The sequence below is a fragment of the Pseudoalteromonas sp. CST2 genome (assembly GCF_028599385.1).
In the GTDB taxonomy this organism is placed as follows: Bacteria; Pseudomonadota; Gammaproteobacteria; order Enterobacterales; family Alteromonadaceae; genus Pseudoalteromonas; species Pseudoalteromonas atlantica.
Genome location: NZ_JAQREO010000011.1, coordinates 99,111 through 116,294, shown reverse-complemented (window position 1 = coordinate 116,294; position 17,184 = coordinate 99,111). Strand labels below are relative to the sequence as shown.

At 42.1% G+C, this 17,184-nt stretch carries 20 protein-coding genes; 17 read left to right on the top strand and 3 right to left on the bottom strand.

The genetic code is table 11. The annotated features are described in order from the left end of the window. Window positions 1-105: 105 nt before the first annotated feature. A complete protein-coding gene (plsB, locus tag PSH41_RS14470; RefSeq protein ID WP_029773518.1) occupies window positions 106-2,544 on the bottom strand; it encodes a glycerol-3-phosphate 1-O-acyltransferase PlsB in 2,439 nt (812 codons plus the stop codon). 413 nt (window positions 2,545-2,957) lie between these two features. On the opposite strand from plsB, the gene rpsJ reads away from it, so the two are divergent. The 11 genes from rpsJ to rpsQ are packed head-to-tail and all read left to right on the top strand — an operon-like array spanning window position 2,958 to window position 7,924. Then, on the top strand, window positions 2,958-3,269 hold the full coding sequence (gene rpsJ, locus PSH41_RS14465) for a 30S ribosomal protein S10 (protein ID WP_002957900.1): 312 nt from the start codon (window positions 2,958-2,960) through the stop codon (window positions 3,267-3,269). Between the two features lie 27 nt (window positions 3,270-3,296). Beyond that, complete coding sequence (gene rplC / locus PSH41_RS14460; protein ID WP_004588685.1) at window positions 3,297-3,932, top strand: 50S ribosomal protein L3; 636 nt, start codon at window positions 3,297-3,299, stop codon at window positions 3,930-3,932. A gap of 17 nt (window positions 3,933-3,949) precedes the next feature. Further along, complete coding sequence (gene rplD / locus PSH41_RS14455; RefSeq protein WP_004588686.1) at window positions 3,950-4,555, top strand: 50S ribosomal protein L4; 606 nt, start codon at window positions 3,950-3,952, stop codon at window positions 4,553-4,555. Further along, on the top strand, window positions 4,552-4,854 hold the full coding sequence (gene rplW, locus PSH41_RS14450; protein WP_004588687.1) for a 50S ribosomal protein L23: 303 nt from the start codon (window positions 4,552-4,554) through the stop codon (window positions 4,852-4,854). Before rplD ends, rplW begins: the two co-directional genes overlap by 4 nt. Window positions 4,855-4,871: 17 nt before the next feature. After that, window positions 4,872-5,696, top strand: coding sequence for a 50S ribosomal protein L2 (rplB, locus tag PSH41_RS14445; RefSeq protein ID WP_004588688.1), 825 nt, complete (start codon window positions 4,872-4,874; stop codon window positions 5,694-5,696). A 15-nt stretch (window positions 5,697-5,711) separates the two neighbouring features. Continuing rightward, window positions 5,712-5,990 carry a 30S ribosomal protein S19 gene (gene rpsS / locus PSH41_RS14440; RefSeq protein ID WP_004588689.1) on the top strand — a complete coding sequence of 93 codons (279 nt, stop codon included), beginning with the start codon at window positions 5,712-5,714 and terminating at the stop codon, window positions 5,988-5,990. Between the two features lie 14 nt (window positions 5,991-6,004). Then, window positions 6,005-6,337, top strand: coding sequence for a 50S ribosomal protein L22 (gene rplV, locus PSH41_RS14435; protein WP_004588690.1), 333 nt, complete (start codon window positions 6,005-6,007; stop codon window positions 6,335-6,337). A gap of 11 nt (window positions 6,338-6,348) precedes the next feature. After that, window positions 6,349-7,050: a 30S ribosomal protein S3 gene (gene rpsC / locus PSH41_RS14430; RefSeq protein ID WP_004588691.1), complete on the top strand. Its 702-nt coding sequence runs from the start codon at window positions 6,349-6,351 to the stop codon at window positions 7,048-7,050. 12 nt (window positions 7,051-7,062) lie between these two features. Beyond that, the gene (gene rplP / locus PSH41_RS14425; RefSeq protein ID WP_002957890.1) at window positions 7,063-7,476 is read left to right on the top strand and encodes a 50S ribosomal protein L16; all 414 of its coding nucleotides are present in this window, start codon (window positions 7,063-7,065) and stop codon (window positions 7,474-7,476) included. Further along, window positions 7,476-7,667, top strand: a complete 192-nt coding sequence (rpmC, locus tag PSH41_RS14420) for a 50S ribosomal protein L29 (RefSeq protein WP_004588692.1) — start codon at window positions 7,476-7,478, stop codon at window positions 7,665-7,667. Before rplP ends, rpmC begins: the two co-directional genes overlap by 1 nt. Beyond that, window positions 7,667-7,924 (top strand): 30S ribosomal protein S17, encoded by a 258-nt coding sequence (gene rpsQ / locus PSH41_RS14415; RefSeq protein WP_004588693.1) that lies wholly within the window; start codon window positions 7,667-7,669, stop codon window positions 7,922-7,924. Before rpmC ends, rpsQ begins: the two co-directional genes overlap by 1 nt. Before the next feature lie 326 nt (window positions 7,925-8,250). Here the strand turns inward: rpsQ and PSH41_RS14410 are convergent, their stop codons facing one another. Further along, window positions 8,251-8,787 carry a helix-turn-helix domain-containing protein gene (locus tag PSH41_RS14410; protein WP_248451553.1) on the bottom strand — a complete coding sequence of 179 codons (537 nt, stop codon included), beginning with the start codon at window positions 8,785-8,787 and terminating at the stop codon, window positions 8,251-8,253. A gap of 181 nt (window positions 8,788-8,968) precedes the next feature. On the opposite strand from PSH41_RS14410, the gene PSH41_RS14405 reads away from it, so the two are divergent. Both PSH41_RS14405 and PSH41_RS14400 read left to right on the top strand, forming a co-directional pair. After that, entirely contained in the window at window positions 8,969-9,442 is a 474-nt protein-coding gene (locus PSH41_RS14405) for a hypothetical protein (protein WP_004588695.1), read from the top strand. Window positions 9,443-9,555: 113 nt separating this feature from the next. After that, window positions 9,556-10,152 carry a hypothetical protein gene (locus PSH41_RS14400; RefSeq protein WP_248451551.1) on the top strand — a complete coding sequence of 199 codons (597 nt, stop codon included), beginning with the start codon at window positions 9,556-9,558 and terminating at the stop codon, window positions 10,150-10,152. A 30-nt stretch (window positions 10,153-10,182) separates the two neighbouring features. Here PSH41_RS14400 and PSH41_RS14395 read toward each other — a convergent pair whose 3' ends face one another. Further along, a complete protein-coding gene (locus PSH41_RS14395) occupies window positions 10,183-11,814 on the bottom strand; it encodes an endonuclease (protein ID WP_248451550.1) in 1,632 nt (543 codons plus the stop codon). Between the two features lie 306 nt (window positions 11,815-12,120). Here PSH41_RS14395 and PSH41_RS14390 point away from each other — a divergent pair, with 306 nt between their 5' ends. The 4 genes from PSH41_RS14390 (at window position 12,121) to PSH41_RS14375 (ending at window position 17,143) form a co-directional block, all read left to right on the top strand. Further along, the gene (locus tag PSH41_RS14390) at window positions 12,121-13,932 is read left to right on the top strand and encodes an assimilatory sulfite reductase (NADPH) flavoprotein subunit (protein ID WP_054983363.1); all 1,812 of its coding nucleotides are present in this window, start codon (window positions 12,121-12,123) and stop codon (window positions 13,930-13,932) included. Window positions 13,933-13,992: 60 nt separating this feature from the next. Continuing rightward, complete coding sequence (gene cysI / locus PSH41_RS14385) at window positions 13,993-15,690, top strand: assimilatory sulfite reductase (NADPH) hemoprotein subunit (RefSeq protein WP_024031990.1); 1,698 nt, start codon at window positions 13,993-13,995, stop codon at window positions 15,688-15,690. 42 nt (window positions 15,691-15,732) lie between these two features. Next, on the top strand, window positions 15,733-16,473 hold the full coding sequence (locus tag PSH41_RS14380; protein ID WP_004589442.1) for a phosphoadenylyl-sulfate reductase: 741 nt from the start codon (window positions 15,733-15,735) through the stop codon (window positions 16,471-16,473). A gap of 127 nt (window positions 16,474-16,600) precedes the next feature. Next, entirely contained in the window at window positions 16,601-17,143 is a 543-nt protein-coding gene (locus PSH41_RS14375; RefSeq protein WP_024031991.1) for a DUF4124 domain-containing protein, read from the top strand. Window positions 17,144-17,184 lie beyond the last annotated feature (41 nt).

Here is a 17,184-nt window from a genome sequence, read left to right as displayed (position 1 = left end):
TGTAGCGTTGCTGTTTAATAACTAAACGTACAAAAAAGCCTCAACATGTTAAATGTTGAGGCTTTTTTAATGGTGTTTAATTAGAGCTTAAATTACAGCAACTCGCTAATTACATTGATCTTGCACTATGTCGCTAACCGATTGCCATATACGTGCAGGTAATAAGGTTTTTAAGTACATGTATATTTCACACAGTTGTGTACTACCGTGAATACCATTTTCACCTTCAGTAATTAGCAGTTCACCGCGTAAATTATCAATAAAGCTTACCAGTACTTTTTTATCAAAAAACTCCGGGGTTTTAATGCCGTGTAAGGTGCCTAAACGGTTTGCCAGTACTTGGCTTTCACGCTCTAGTTCGGCTTTTTCAATTCCGTTACTGGTTTGAATAAAGCCCACAACAATAGCATAACGTTGCAACGTAAAGCTAAGCGACCTTCCTAGCATTTCAAGTTTGGCTAACGAATCATTCGTGTTAGTAACATGAATGGTATCGCCATCAAGCTCAATTAAGTTTTGATCGCTAAAGTTAGCCAAAATACGGCTTATGTAGTTTTCATCTAGCGGCTGTAAATACCATTCTTTTGCAAACAGAGGGTAAAAAGCAGAAACAAGCTTTTGGCATTGCTCTACCGTACTACTGTGTTGCTTAAATAAGTGCAAAGCAATAAGGCTTGGCACAGCAAATAAGTGCAAAATATTATTACGATAATAGTTAAACAGGGTTTTTTCTTTATCGTTAATTGCAATAATTTCGCCAAATTCATCGCTAATAACATCAAACTTATTAAGCTTAATGGCGTGCGTTAATAGCTGCTCTGGTGTTTCATCGGGGGCGGTGACTTTATCGCTATAGCTTGCATCGCGTTGTAGGCGTAAGTAAAAATCTAGTTGCGCTAACAGCTTAGGCTTACTTAACGCGTGTTTGTCGTTAACTAGCAAAATCATAGCCAGTAAATTCACAGCGTTAAGTGCTGCGGCATTATTAATTTTTACCATTACTTGGTCGGCCAATGCGGCTACTTGAGGGCCTAGCCATTGCGGCTTTTGCACATCGGTAGGGTGTATTGCATCGCGCCAATCAGGTTGGTTGTCGTTTAAGTATTGGTTTATAGAAATAGGGTCGCCAAAGTTTAAGTAACCACGGCCGTAATTTTTAAGGTTTTTAATGGCTTTAAAAATACCAAAAATGGACTCGCCTTTTTTATCTTTACCGGCAAGCTCTTTTAAGTAGGTATTGATTTCCATTACATGTTCATAGCCAATGTATACCGGCACAATAGAAACCGGGCGGTCTATGCCACGTAGCATTGCTTGCAATGTCATGGCGAGCATACCGGTTTTTGGCGGTAGTAATCGGCCTGTGCGGCTGCGCCCGCCTTCAGTGTAAAACTTAACTGAGTAACCTTTAATAAATAGTTGGCTTAAATATTCTTTAAATACGGCTGAGTAAAGTTTATTACCGGCAAACGAGCGGCGGATAAAAAACGCCCCTGAGCGGCGAAAAATACCACCGGCAGGGAAAAAGTTAAGATTAATGCCCGCGGCAATATGCGGCGGCACCAAACCTTGATGGTATATGGCATAGGTAAGTAACAAGTAATCCATGTGGCTGCGATGACACGGCATATAGATTATCTCGTGACCTTTATTTGTTAGCTCATGAATCTGCTCGGTGTATTTTATATCTATACCGTTATAAAGCTTAGTCCACAGCCACGTTAAAATTCTGTCGCCTACACGTATCATTGCCTCAGAGTAATTAGCGGCAATTTCATCTAGTAGTTTTAACGCGTTTTGACGGGCTTCTGTTTGGCTTATTCCTTTTGACTTTGCTTCATCTTGAATTGCTTTTTTTATTGTCGGCGAAGCCAAAAGTGAGTTAAATAATTGCTCGCGCGAGGGCATTTTAGGGCCCGTAGCGGCCAGTTTTTGACGTTTAAAGTGCACCCGAGCAACTCGTAATAGTTTTTGTGGTAGCTCATTTACATCGGCTTTTTCGTTCACGATAAGTGATAAATCGAGTGGTTGGCTAAAGCGAATAAAGTTATCGCGCCCAGAAAACAGCACAACAAAGAATTTTCTGAACCAACTAGGTGTAAGAGAGTGGGTAATTAAGGTACGAATGCCTGGCTTTTCTTTACCTGGGTCGCGCCCCCATAAAATAGTTACCGGCACCACTTGTACATTCTTTTGCCCGCTATTTAATAAATGCTCAACTATTTGCTTACCCTGCGATAAAGCGGCGGTCGGTTTCGCGGTATCGCCAAATAAAGGCGGCGGATTTTTAATACCAATAAAGCGTGCCAGCTCTTGGTTTCCTAACGTTTGATATTCGCATGGGTTAGGCAAACCATGCTTTTTACATACATTAGTAAGCGCAGCTAAATCGAAACGCGAATTTAAACGTACTATATAAAAAGTAGGGTGTTCAGGATTAAGGTCATATTGTTCTATAGGGCTTTGGGGAAGGACCTTACTTTTTACCAAAACACGGCTTACGCAGCTAGTAAGAAAATTCAAACAATAATTTAATAAACGCATCGACTCACCATATTGAGAGTATTAAAAGCAAAATTAGCGCATAGGATACCATAATATCTATAAAATCCTGTAATTTGCGTAATCGGTTAAATTATAAACATAAGACTAATTTGGTGCTGAGCAGTTCAATTATAGCTATAAATAACCAATGGCGGTTATTTGGGCAGCCTTACACCCGTAATTAATTTGCAATTAGTTGTTGCATTTATCACCAATATCACTATAATACGCAGGCTTTCAAGATTCCTCTGGAACTTGAAGGGATAAATTAAGCTTGGATTTCAAGCTAATAAACAGGAGTTCCGATTTGGAACTCATCGTAGATATAAATCAACAACCGGCATCTTAATTATTAAGATTGTTTCGGTCGTTTTTTTATGCTCTTTAAATGCTCTTTATATTGAGGTTTAAGAATGTCAAATCAACGCATTCGTATTCGCCTAAAAGCTTTTGACCACCGTTTGATTGACCAATCAACGGCGGAAATCGTGGAAACTGCGAAACGCACAGGCGCACAAGTACGTGGTCCAATCCCACTACCTACACGCTTTGAACGTTTTACTGTACTAACTTCACCGCACGTAAACAAAGATGCGCGTGATCAGTACGAGATCCGCACCCATAAACGTCTGATCGACATCGTAGAACCAACTGACAAGACTGTTGACGCATTAATGCGTTTAGATCTTGCTGCTGGTGTTGATGTTCAAATCAGCCTGGGTTAATCGAAAGATTAGAGAGGTTATAGGAAAATGGCATTAGGTCTAGTCGGTCGTAAAGTGGGTATGACACGTATCTTCACTGAAGATGGTGTATCTATCCCTGTGACAGTTATCGAAGCGACTCCTAACCGCATTGCTCAGATCAAATCTGACGCAACAGACGGTTATAACGCGCTTCAAGTAACCGCAGGCACTAAAAAAGCAAGCCGTGTAAACAAAGCAGCAGCGGGTCATTTCGCTAAAGCTGGTGTTGAAGCGGGTCGCGGTCTGTGGGAATTCCGCCTAAATGGTGGTGAAGGCGATTTTGAAGTAGGCGCTGAGCTTACTGTTGAATTATTCAACGAAATCAACAAAGTTGACGTAACCGGTACTTCTAAAGGTAAAGGTTTCCAAGGTGGTGTTAAGCGCTGGAATTTCAGCATGCAAGACGCTACTCACGGTAACTCTCTATCTCACCGTGCTCCTGGTTCAATCGGTCAAAACCAATCACCTGGTAAGGTGTTTAAAGGTAAGAAAATGGCCGGTCATATGGGTGCTGAGCGTGTAACGACTCAAAACTTAGAACTAGTTCGCGTTGACGCTGAGCGTAACTTGCTTTTAGTTAAAGGTGCAGTACCTGGCGCTATCGGCGGTGACGTTATCGTTAAACCAGCTGTTAAAGCATAAGTCCTGGAGATTTAGTGATGGAATTAGCAATTAAAGACGCTTCTGGCGCTCTTGAAGTTTCTGAAGCTACTTTTGGACGTGAGTTTAACGAAGCATTAGTACACCAAGTAGTTGTTGCATACGCAGCAGGTGCTCGTCAAGGTACTCGTGCTCAGAAGACACGTTCTGAAGTAAGCGGTGGTGGTAAAAAACCATGGGCTCAAAAAGGTACTGGCCGTGCACGTGCTGGTACAATCCGTAGTCCAATTTGGCGTTCAGGTGGCGTTAGCTTCGCAGCTAAACCACAAGACCACAGCCAAAAAGTAAACCGTAAAATGTACCGCGGTGCGATCAAAAGCATCTTATCTGAATTAGTTCGTCAAGAGCGTTTAATCGTTGTTGAAAGCTTTGGTCTTGAAGCACCAAAGACTAAAGAACTAGTTTCTAAGCTTAAAGAACTTGAGCTTAAAGATGTTCTTATCGTGACTGAAGAAGTAGATGAAAATCTTTTCTTATCGGCACGTAACCTGTACAAGGTTGACACGCGTGATGTAGCTGGTATCGATCCTGTAAGCTTAATTGCTTTCGACAAGGTACTTATTACAGCTGCTGCTGTTAAGCAACTTGAGGAGGCGCTAGCATGATCCGTGAAGAACGTCTTTTAAAAGTGATCCTTGCTCCACATATCTCTGAAAAAAGCACAATTGCTGCTGAAGAAAACAATACTATTGTTTTTAAAGTAACAAATGACGCAACTAAAGCTGAAATTAAAGCAGCAGTTGAGAAGCTTTTTGAAGTAGAAGTAACGGGTGTTCGCACACTTAACGTTAAGGGTAAAACAAAACGTACTGGCATGCGTTTCGGTCGTCGTAGCGACTGGAAGAAAGCTTACGTTACTCTTAAAGAAGGTAGCGAGCTAGACTTTGTCGGCGGCGCCGAGTAATAAGGGGAGTTAGAATTATGGCACTTCAAAAGTGTAAACCAACTTCTGCGGGTCGTCGTCACCTAGTTAAAGTGGTTAACCCAGATTTACATAAGGGTAAACCTTACGCACCACTATTAGAGAAAAACTCTAAATCAGGTGGTCGTAATAACAATGGTCGTATTACGGTTCGTCATATCGGTGGTGGTCATAAGCATCATTACCGTTTAATCGATTTTAAACGTACTAAAGATGGCATTCCAGCCACTGTTGAGCGTTTGGAATATGATCCAAACCGTAGCGCAAACATCGCTCTTGTATTATATGCAGACGGTGAGCGTCGTTACATTATCGCACCTAAAGGCTTAAAAGCTGGCGATGCAATCCAGTCTGGTGTTGATGCACCAATCAAGCCTGGTAATGCATTACCTATGCGTAACATGCCTGTAGGTTCGACTGTTCACAACGTAGAATTAAAACCAGGTAAAGGTGCTCAAATCGCACGTTCTGCTGGTGCATACGTTCAAATCCTTGCGCGTGATGGTCAATACGTAACATTACGTCTTCGTTCTGGCGAAGTACGTAAAGTACAATCTGATTGTCGTGCAACGCTAGGTGAAGTAGGCAATGCTGAGCATATGCTTCGTTCACTTGGTAAAGCAGGTGCAAATCGCTGGCGTGGTATTCGTCCGACAGTTCGTGGTGTTGCCATGAACCCGGTTGATCACCCACACGGTGGTGGTGAAGGTCGTACATCTGGTGGTCGTCATCCTGTGTCTCCATGGGGTAAGCCTACTAAAGGTGCTAAGACGCGTAAGAACAAGCGTACGGATAAATTTATAGTACGTCGTCGTACTAAGTAATATTGAGGAATAGCCATGCCACGCTCTCTCAAGAAGGGTCCTTTTATAGACCTACACTTGCTGAAGAAGGTAGAGAAAGCTTTGGAAAGCGGTGAAAAGAAGCCAATTAAAACTTGGAGCCGTCGTTCAATGATCATACCTAACATGATCGGATTGACCATTGCTGTCCATAATGGTCGCCAGCATGTACCAGTTTTCGTTTCTGACGAAATGATCGGTCACAAACTAGGTGAATTTGCACCAACTCGCACTTACCGTGGCCATGCTGCGGATAAGAAAGCGAAGAAACGCTAAGAGGGGAATGATAAATGCAAGCATTAGCTAAACATAAATTCGCCTCTGGTTCGGCGCAAAAAGCTCGTCTAGTTGCAGATCAGATCCGCGGACTACCTGTCGATCGCGCTCTAGAAATCCTGGCGTACAGCCCGAAAAAAGCGGCTGTATTAGTTAAAAAAGTACTTGAGTCTGCTATTGCTAACGCAGAGCATAACGAAGGTGCTGACATTGATGAGCTTCGTGTAACTACGATTTTTGTGGACGATGGTCCTACAATGAAACGTATTATGCCACGTGCTAAAGGACGCGCAGACCGCATCCTTAAGCGTACAAGCCACATCACTGTTGTGGTTTCAGATAGCTAGGAGTATAAGTAATGGGACAAAAAGTTCATCCTACTGGTATTCGCCTAGGTATATCTAAACCTTGGGTTTCTACCTGGTACGCGAGTTCTAAAGATTTCTCTGATCAGCTTTTTGGCGATCACAAAGTACGTACTTTCCTTACAAAGGAATTAAAAGCGGCTTCTGTGTCTAAAATCGTTATTGAGCGTCCAGCAAAATCGATCCGCGTAACAATTCACACGGCTCGTCCGGGTGTTGTTATCGGTAAAAAAGGCGAAGACGTTGAAAAGCTACGTCAAGCGGTAACTAAGATCGCAGGTGTACCTGCTCAGATTAATATTTCTGAAGTACGTAAACCAGAGTTAGATGCACAACTAGTAGCAGACGGCATTGCCTCTCAGCTAGAGCGTCGTGTTATGTTCCGTCGCGCTATGAAGCGTTCGGTACAAAATGCAATGCGCATCGGTTCTAAAGGGATCAAAGTTGAAGTTAGCGGTCGTCTTGGCGGCGCAGAAATCGCACGTTCAGAATGGTATCGTGAAGGTCGTGTACCTCTACATACTCTTCGTGCTGATATCGACTACGCAACTTCTGAAGCCTTAACCACTTATGGTATCATTGGTGTTAAAGTTTGGATCTTCAAAGGCGAAGTTATTGGTGGTTTACCACTAGTACAAGAGCAAGAGAAGCCAGCTAAACGCGCACCAAAGAAAGCCAAGAAAAGTGCTAAGTAGAGGTAGCGAGTAATGTTACAGCCAAAACGTACAAAATTCCGTAAAATGCACAAAGGCCGCAACCGCGGTTTAGCGCAAAACGGTAACAAAGTAAGCTTCGGTACTTTCGGTTTGAAAGCTACTGGTCGTGGCCGCATGACTGCTCGTCAAATCGAAGCAGCTCGTCGTGCTATGACGCGTCACGTGAAACGTCAAGGTAAAATCTGGATCCGTGTCTTCCCTGACAAGCCGATCACAGAAAAGCCTCTTGAAGTTCGTATGGGTAAAGGTAAAGGTTCTGTTGAATATTGGGTTGCTGAAATTCAGCCTGGTAAAGTACTTTACGAAATGGAAGGTGTTTCTGAAGAGCTTGCTCGTGAAGCGTTTGACCTTGCAGCTCGTAAACTGCCATTCAAAACAACTTTCGTAACTCGGACGGTAATGTGATGAAAGCAAGCGAACTAAAAGACAAAAGCGTAGAAGAGCTAAATGCTGAACTTCTAGGACTTCTTCGTGAGCAGTTTAACCTGCGCATGCAAGCAAGCACTGGTCAGTTAGCTCAGACACACACGCTAAGAACAGTACGTCGCGATATCGCGCGTGTAAAAACAATTATTAACCAGAAGGCAGGTCAATAATGAGCGATAAAATTCGTACTCTTCAAGGCCGTGTAGTAAGCGACAAGATGGAAAAATCTTTCACTGTTGCTATCGCACGTTACGTGAAGCACCCAATCTATGGGAAATTCATCAAACGTACTACTAAGCTACACGTACATGACGAAAACAACACAGCAAAAGCGGGTGACGTAGTTACTATCCGTGAATGCGCACCAATTTCTAAGAATAAATCTTGGACTTTAGTAGACGTTGTTTCTAGTCCAAAACAAGCTTAATTTTTAAATTAAGTAAGTTTTGTAAAAAAAGCCCTGGCTTTAGCCGGGGCTTTTTGTTTGCGTTTAAAAAAGCTGTAAGTTTGAAGCTTTCAGTTCTCAGCTGCTCGCAGTGAAGTGAAGCGCCGTAGCTTGGGTTGAGACTAGAACACTTGAAAAAAAGCACGCCACGAATACGTAATAGTCCTAATTCTAATCGAAAATAATACCAATCGTGTTAAGTTATTAGGCATTTATAGCGACAGATACAAATTTCTGATGTACGACTGTATAGATGTTTGAGGTAGAGTAATACTGGAGTAATTGCCAAGAACAACTAAATAACAGCTCTATAATTTACCAAACCTATGCCTTTGCGAGAGTAAAGCTGCAACAATAGATATTAATATGCACACGGCAGAGCCTACCACTAGGAAGCGGTTCTCGATTCGACTGACTTGCCTTTCTCCTACAATTTGATAGGTCACATCCCCCTCAATAAAGCGTTCGCCTTGGTATTGCTGAGTGACGTTAAAGGCTAAAAAGTCACCTAGCTTTGCTTGATAGGTAAAGTAGGTTTGTGGATAAAAAATTTCATATGTTGCACACAACCACGCTATCAGCCCACACATAAATAAAGTCAGGCTCATAATTAAAGTGATGTTTGAGGGCTTATGTATCGCTGAACTTATAGGTAGGCATTTATCAATACAGCCTTCGCCATAGCAAAGTTTAAGCTTTTCAATTACCTCAGTTGAGGGGATAAACTGTCCATTTTCAAGCTTTGAAAGGTACGACTGTTGAATTCCAATTTCACGCGCTGCATAAGCCTGAGTCCACTTTTTATTTGCTCTAAGGCGTTTTAACTCCATTCCTAACGCTTGCATACCCTCTGCTCTTATTTGATTCGTTAAGCGTTTTATTATCGCTAAAATTAGTATTTATAAATAGTCTAAAAGCGTATATTCATGCTTATTAATATAAAGAATATTATGAATATTAATAGCTTATATTAAATTTAATAAAATATAAGGTATGCTCAATTCGATTTTAATAAGGAGATATAATATGCCGAATAAATTTACTAGCGCTATTTTAGTGCTTATCAGTTCACTGTTTTTTATAAACCCCAGTTACGCAGAGCCTGTTTTTGCAATTAAGGCCAGTATTTATAAATTACAGAATGAGATTACCGTAGATAGTAAAATAGAGCAGGCTTTAAAAAATCTAAGCCCTACGCATCAACCTCAGCTACTCACGCTATTAAATAAAAGTGCAATGATAGAAATTGGTGATGATACGCAAATGACGGCGCTTGAAGTAAAGCCTAACGCAGAGGGGTCGCACTTTAACGCTAGCTTGAAGCTAAAAGAGCAGGTTGATGGCAAGTGGGAATCTATTTCTTCCTTTATGCCGCAAATCCCAAATGGGCAAACAGTGTATTTAAGCCGCACCTTTACAGATAAAGTATGGCTGATAAAAATTACAGGTAAACGCTACGAATCAATAGAACGTGCAGAGCAGGCCTTAAATCAAAAGTAATGCCTGTTAGTTTACCGCACAGTGAGTGGCTGCAAAAAAAGTTTAATATAAGTTTGCTGGTAAAGTGTGGCGTGCACGTTAGTATGCGCTAATAAAGGTACAAGGAGCGTAGTATGGCTAAGCAAACAGTGTTAATTATAGGTAATGGCCCCGTCGAAAAGGATGTAAGTAAAGCCCTAAACAGCTTTGATAGAGTGGTGCGCTTTAATATGTGTGCAAACATGCCTGCATACTTAGGCCGTAAATGTACTGATTTATGGCTAGTGGGACGAGGTAAGCAAGGCGCAATGCTTTGCGCAGCGTTTCCAGATATAGATATAACGCAGCTGAAAAATGTCATGATCACTGATCCAAAACCTAACTTATTTACTCAACCCTTTTATAAGCTAATTAACCGCAGGGGCTGTATTGACCATGGCGATGAAATAATACGCAAATATAGCCCGCGTGCAAACGTGAGTCGAATCGCCCAGCACGATAAAACAGCATTATTAAAACACTTATATACGTTTGGCAAACCTGCTTTTAAAGCTAAAACACCCAGTTCGGGAATGTTAGCTATTGAGCACTTTTTAAAGCAGCAAGCACAGGTGCATATTATCGGTTTTGGTTTTAAGGGTTGGAAGCGTCATCCGTGGGATTTAGAAAAGCAGTATGTAGCGTCACTTATTGCTAAACAAAAAGTACAGTTATTAAAAAGCCCCAGTTAATGCTGGGGCTAAAAAGTTATAACCAAGCTATTACCAAATCATCTCAACAAATTCAGGGTGATCGATATACGGATTACGATTACCTTGAAACTCATAAGCTGCTTGGTTACGGTCAAGTTCCATTTGGCTAACAGGGTCGGCGTTATGCCAGTTAAGTAGCATAGCTACTACCCAGTTTTCGAATACTTGATTGCTTGTACCATTAAGGACTGCATTACTGGCAGTTGTGTTATTTTCCCACGAGCCTATTACATTCTCGTAGCGGGTTGCCATGTAAAAATAAGCGCGGGCAAAGTCACCTTTAAACTCATCAATTGGCTCAAACACCGTACCTGAGTAATTAATAGAGCTTGCTGCTGAACCGACTTTACTACCGTTTGTTGATGTAAATGATGCACTAGCCACTTCACCAAAAGGGTAGTTACTACGTTTTGAGTTTACATAACCGTCGGTTGCATAAATGTGGTGCACGTCTGAATTCATTGGCTCATTTGTGCCGCCAAACCAGCTTTTAGGGAACGAATGCTCGCGGTTATAGCAATCTGCTTCACTGTTATAAGTACCACACTGATCGCTCACCGCGGTGTAAATATAGCTGTCGCTACCATTTGGCTTTTCACTATACATATCTAAAATACTGTTATCGTTTTCAAAGTATTTATCGCGTGCTGAAGAATCGTAAAAGTTCCAAATAGCTGAGTAACCTTGCGAGCTGTGATTTTTGATAATGTTATAAAGCTCAGTTTTTAATGCATAGCCAGATAAACCCTGAGTTGTTACGTAATAACCTGTTGGTGTTGGGTTAGTGCCACCGCCAGTATCACCACCAGAGCTATCGCTTAATTCAAAAGTTGTACTATCTGTGTTATTAAAACTTGCGCCACTGGCAAGTGTGGTGCTGCCCTGAGTGAGCGCGTAATTACCATTACCTACGTTACAGCACATACCGTCGCCATAGCTGTCACTTATAACTAGAGTGTATGCGCCATCAGTTAAACATAGTTGCTCATTATATTGTGTGTTAGAGGCATAACCACTGCCACTGGCTACGCTGCTACCTTGGCTGTTGTTAACCACCCAGCTGGTTTCGCTGCCGTAGTTATCGGTATTAAGTGTTAAAGTAAGGCTATGGTCGTTACAGCTGCCTGAAGCGCCGCCATCTGTATTAGGCAAAAAATTATCTACATAAACGGTTTCATTGCCATCAAAGCCGCTCATATCGTAAAAACGTAAACCAACATTAATGGTTTTATTACTGCTAGGCGTATAACTGTGGCTAATTGTTTGCCACTGGTTAGTTTGCGCTTGGTTAGAGTACCCTTGGTAGCCATCTACATACAGGCGGGCCCTTATGCTTCCTTCAGTGTGATATACATCCACTGAGAAATCATATGTTTTGCCCGCCTCCACACTAACTTGTTGTAATAAGTCGGTATTGCTTTGCGAGCCGGTGGTCACATTAATAGCCGCCGCGCTGTTTGCGTTATTTACGATACTGGTTGAGCGCGATACATTAATACCGCTATCAATTGTGGTCCACGCGTCAGGCGCATTGCCTGTCCACTGCTCAAATCCGCCATTTGCGACATTGGCCATTGCTGGGGTGGCGGCAATCAGTAATGCCGTGCTAAGTAACTTATTTTTGTATGTCCCGTGTGACATGATTGTTCCTATTTTTTATAGTTGAGTAAATAACATACACTATCTGCACAAGGTTACAAATTTGTTAAATACAAAATTAATAAAATAGCAATAATAAGCCTTTAAGCTGTTTTTGAAGGTCTTTATATAAATTAATAACTAAATGGAATAACAAAGCAGATTCTATTCTTTTTTTCTCACCGCATAGCCCGCTATCCTGCACACTAATAAAACCTCAGCAGAGTTACTCTGGGTGAGGTAAAACTCATTTTGAACAGCGCACCATGTGGGCTGTATGTAATTTTCAGGGTTATGGGGAACAAATTCATGTTGTTAGGTCAACTTAACGCAGCGGCAAGCCCGCTATCGCAAGAGCAAGTACAAAAGCTGCAAGGCTTAGTAGCAGAACTTAATCCGATTCAGCAAGCGTGGGTAAGTGGTTACTTAGCTGCAAATGCTAATTCTGCGGCTCTTGGTGGGCAAGCGCCTACAGCGGCTGCAAGCGATGCTGCGCCACTTACTATTTTGTATGGTTCGCAAACAGGTAATGCAAAAGGTGTGGCGACTAAGCTTAAAGAGCAAGCAGAGTCGCGCGGTCTAGCTGTAAAACTTGTGAGCATGTCTGACTACAAACCTACAGCCCTGAAAAAAGAAAAGTTTTTAACCGTTGTTGTATCTACCTACGGTGAAGGTGAGCCACCTGAAGATGCTGAAACACTGTATGAATTTTTAACTACCAAAAAAGCACCTAAGTTAGATGGCGTTAAAGTCGCGGTACTGGGTTTAGGCGACTCTAGCTATGAGTTTTTCTGCCAAACAGCAAAAGACTTTGAAGAGCGTTTAAACAAACTTGGCGCAGAAACTATTTTCCAACGTGCCGACCTAGATGTTGATTACGATGATGAAGCAGCCACTTGGATCACCGGTGCACTTGATGCATTCGAACCTGATTTAAAAGCGCAGCAAGATGCTGCTGGCGGCCAAGTTGTATCAATGCCATTTGGCGCGCCAACAGCTGCAGCAAGCCAATACACTAAGCAAAACCCATTTGCAGCAGAGCTTGTTACCGTACAAAAAATTACAGGGCGCGATTCTACTAAAGATGTACGCCATGTTGAGATTTCGCTTGAAGGCTCAGACATCACCTACTTACCTGGTGATTCATTAGGCGTGTACTTTTTAAATGATGAAGCCCGCGTAGATGAGCTACTAACACACACGCAAATCGATTCAGGCACACTTGTAAAAGTGGGCGAAGAGTCATTGCCTATTCGCGATGCATTAATCGAAAAGTTAGAGCTTACTCAGTCATACCCAGGCTTTGTAGAAAAATACGCAGTTGCAACGGGCACGCCAGAGCTACTAAAGCTTGTAGAAGATAAAGCCGCTATGCGTGAGTACATTGAGCCTCGTCAAATTTTTGATGTAGTGGCACAAAACCCTGCAAAAATAGACGCACAAACCTTAGTAGATTGCCTACGTAAACTACAAGCGCGCTTATACTCAATCGCTTCAAGCCAAAGCGAGGTTGAAGAGGAAGTGCACTTAACGGTAGGTTTAGTTGAGTTTGACGCCTTTGGCAGCGAACATTTAGGTGGCTGCTCTGGTTATTTAGCACGCCGTGCTGAAGAAGGGTGTAAAGTTAAAGTATTTAGTGAGCACAACGACAACTTCCGTTTACCTAGCGATGATAATACCCCCATTATTATGGTTGGCCCAGGTACCGGTATTGCGCCATTCCGTGCATTTTTACAAGAGCGTGACTCGCGAGAAGCACAAGGCAAAAATTGGCTGTTTTTCGGTAACCCACACTTTACACAAGACTTCTTGTATCAAGTAGAAATTCAGGGTTATTTAAAATCAGGCCTATTAAGCAAAGTTGACGTTGCATTTAGCCGTGACCAAGCCGAAAAAGTATACGTACAAGACAAACTACGCAAAAACTCAAAAGAAATTTTTGAGTGGCTAGAAGCAGGAGCGCATTTTTATGTGTGTGGTGATGCAAACCGCATGGCAAAAGATGTACACAACGCCTTAGTTGATATCATCAGCGAAAACACCGGTAAAAGCTACGAAGACGCAGAGCAATATTTAAAAGACTTACGTAGCGCTAACCGCTATCAGAAAGACGTGTATTAATCACGTTTCTTATTTTATTAACAGCTAGCAGCCGTCACTGTAACAAATTTAGGATTTAAAATGAGCGAACAAGATAAAAACGTAAAACTTTCTGATAACGAACGTTTGAAAAGAGAAAGTAACTTTTTACGTGGCACCATAGAGCAAGACTTAAAAGATGAAATTACCGGTGGTTTTACAGCCGATAACTTCCAACTTATACGTTTTCACGGTATGTACCAGCAAGATGACCGCGATATACGCCCTGAGCGCGCAAAGCAAAAGCTAGAGCCGCTGCACAATGTAATGCTACGTGCACGTATGCCTGGCGGTATTATCAAGCCTGAGCAATGGCTAGCAATTGATAAATTTGCCGATGAAAAAACAAGCTACGGCAGTATTCGTTTAACAACACGTCAAACGTTTCAATTTCATGGTGTATTAAAGCCAAATATTAAAGGCATGCACCAAATGCTTAATAGCGTTGGTATTGACTCTATTGCCACCGCAGGCGATGTAAACCGTAACGTACTATGTACGACTAACCCTGTTGAGTCAGAGTTACATCAAGAAGCGTATGAGTGGGCGGCAAAAATTTCTGAGCATTTACTTCCAAAAACGAAAGCATACGCTGAAATTTGGTTAAATGGCGAAAAAGCAGAAACCACAGAAGAGCCAATTTTAGGTTCTAACTACTTACCGCGTAAGTTTAAAACCACGGTTACTATTCCGCCTAACAACGAAGTTGATGTGCATGCGAATGACTTAAACTTTGTTGCTATTGCCGAAGATGGCAAGCTTGTTGGCTTTAACGTACTTGTAGGCGGTGGCCTAGCTATGACCCACGGTGATACGGCTACGTATCCGCGTAAAGCTGACGACTTTGGTTTTATTGCCCTAGAAGACACCTTAAAAATTGCTGAGCATGTTGTATCAGTGCAGCGTGATTGGGGTAACCGTTCTAACCGTAAAAATGCAAAAACTAAATACACACTAGACCGTGTTGGGTCTGACGTATTTAAAGCGGAAGTAGAAAAACGTGCCGGTGTAAGCTTTGCACCAAGCCGCCCTTATGAGTTTACTCACCGTGGCGATCGTATCGGTTGGGTAGAAGGCATTGATGGCAAGCACCACCTTACGCTCTTTATACAAAGTGGCCGTATTTTAGACTACCCAGGTAAGCCATTAAAAACAGGTTGTCGTAAAATTGCAGAAGTGCACCAAGGCGATATGCGCATGACGGCTAACCAAAACTTAATTATTGCCGGTGTGCCTGCCGATCAAAAAGCAGTTATTGAAGAAATTGCCCGTAACCACGGCCTAATTGATGACAAAGACACTGAGCAACGTAAAAACTCAATGGCGTGTGTAGCATTGCCAACGTGTCCGCTTGCTATGGCCGAAGCTGAGCGTTACTTACCAAGCTTAATTGAAAAAACCGAAGCACTACTTGCTAAGCATGGCATACCTGATGACAGTATTATTATGCGTGTTGTAGGTTGTCCTAACGGTTGTGGCCGCGCAATGCTTGCAGAAGCTGGTTTAGTAGGTAAAGGCCCTGGTAAATACAACGTTTACTTAGGCGGTAATTTAGAAGGTACACGCATTCCTAAACTGTACCTAGAAAACGTAGGTGAAGATGTTTACCTAGACGCGTTTGATAAGCTGATTGGCCAGTGGGCAAGTGAGCGAAACGACGGTGAATGTTTTGGTGACTTTGTTATTCGCAAAGGCATTGTTGCTGAAGTAAAAGTATCAGTAACCGATTTTCACGCTTAATTAAATACCCACGCGGAGCGTGGGTGAGGTTTAAAATTGACCATGAGTGAATTTAAAAACATATTACAGCTTGATAAGCAAAGCCAAGCGGCATTGCTTGCAGATGCAAACGGCATACTTGCACCAATGAGTGCGGAGCAGCGTGTTGCATGGGCACTAGAGAACTTACCCGATACAGCTTTTTTATCATCAAGCTTTGGTATTCAAGCGGCGGTCATGCTGCATTTAGTAACATCTCAGCGTCCTGATATTCCTGTGGTATTAACCGATACGGGTTATTTATTTCCAGAAACGTATCAGTTTATTGAGCAAATGACAGCGCGCCTATCACTTAATTTACAGGTGTATAAAGCTGAGCTAAGCCCTGCATGGCAAGAAGCTAAATATGGTAAATTATGGGAACAAGGCGAGGACGGTATTAAGCAATATAATCAGCTTAATAAAGTAGAGCCCATGACCCGCGCATTAAAAGAAATTGGTGCCGGTACTTGGTTTAGTGGCCTGCGCCGTGACCAATCGTCGACCCGTGCAGATAAACAGTTTGTTGAGATAAGCCGAGGTACGGTAAAAGTGTACCCGATTATTGAATGGTCAAACCGCGATGTATATCAATACCTTACCAAGCATGATTTACCTTACCACCCATTATGGGAGCAAGGTTATGTGTCGATGGGTGATGTGCATACTACGCGTAAACTTGAGCCAGGTATGAGCGAAGAAGAAACGCGCTTTTTTGGTTTAAACCGCGAATGCGGACTGCATATTGACGGCGATGGTATTTAAAAAAAGCGAATGCTAAACAACTATTTAAACGCAACTTAGGTTGCGTTTTTTATTGCAAAAAAATTGCCTGATTAAGTATTTTTTATTAGACTTGCCTTTCAAGGATTCATTTTTAAGCAGGAACGCTATGAAATACTTCACCTACTTGGCAATATCAGTCATGATCATTGCTGTTATCTCTTTGTTTTACCTAAAAAAGCCAGATGGCCAAACATGGCTTTCTAGTTCATCTATTAGTGCTGAATCTCACAAAATTAAAGAAAAAATGGTCGCGTTATCTAGCAATACGCTTAATCAGGCAGTGCAAGGCGCAAAACAAGCGGGCGATAAAATTGCGCAGAGTGTAAACAATGATGCGGCGACAATTAAACCCGGTAGCAAAATTTATAAGTGGCAAGATAAAAACGGCCAATGGCATTTTTCAGATACGCCTAATGCAGATGGTAAAAGTATTGAGGTAAAACTTGATGCCCGTGATGTCACTGTTGTAGCCGCAGAAGACACCTCAATTTTGAGTAGCAGTGCAAGTACCTCAAAAAAGAGTATTCAACCACCTACACCAACCGTTTACAACGCTGAATCTATTCAAAAACTGTTTGAAGATGCCGAAAAGGCAAAGCAAAAATTAGAGCAGCGCAGTAAAGAGATGCAAAGTATAGGTGGGTACTAAATTTTTATTGTGCGCTTAGCATTAAAGCTTACTCAATATGA